Annotated in this window: 1 protein-coding gene; it reads right to left on the bottom strand. The window is 73.9% G+C overall.

From position 1 onward, the window contains the following. On the bottom strand, positions 1–654 hold a 654-nt coding region (locus KUM32_RS42625), incomplete at its 3' end, for a glycosyltransferase (protein ID WP_217146932.1). Positions 655–664 lie beyond the last annotated feature (10 nt).

Here is a 664-nt window from a genome sequence, read left to right as displayed (position 1 = left end):
GAGTTCGCCCGCCTCCTCGGCGGTGTTGGCGATGAGCCGGTCGGCGGCCCGGACGATCTGCGTCTCGCCGATGACGCGGGCGGCGGGTTCGGGGGTGTCGCCGGCGGCGAGCGCGGCGTTCTTGACCTTGGCCATGGTGTGCATCGCGTGCACGAGCGGGGTGCCCCAGCGCTGGGCGGCGAGCCAGCCGACGTGGCCGGAGAGCCAGTAGTGGGAGTGGACGAGGTCGTAGTGGCCCGGGCGGTGGCCGGCCCAGACCTGCATGACGCCGTGCGTGAAGGCGCAGAGCTGCGCGGGCAGGTCCTCCTTGGCCAGCCCCTCGTACGGGCCCGCGTCCACGTGCCGGACGAGGACGCCGGGGGCCAGTTCCACGGTGGGCGGCAGGGCGCCGGTGGTGGCGCGGGTGAAGATCTCCACCTCGATGTCGATGGCCGCGAGCCGCCTGGCCAGCTCGACGATGTACACGTTCATGCCGCCCGCGTCGCCGGTGCCCGGCTGGTGCAGCGGCGAGGTGTGGACGCTGAGCATCGCTATCCGGCGTGGCACCGAGCGCCCGAACGTCCGGGGACGCCGGGCCGCCGCCCTGCTCAGCAGGCCACTGCGCGGCTTCGGAAGCGGCGACCGGGAGCCTTGCCGAGGTGCGTACTGACTCACCGCGCGTGGC

Source organism: Streptomyces sp. AC627_RSS907 (assembly GCF_019049165.1).
Note: the sequence above shows the minus strand (reverse complement) of the source record. Positions and strands in the feature narration are given on the sequence as shown.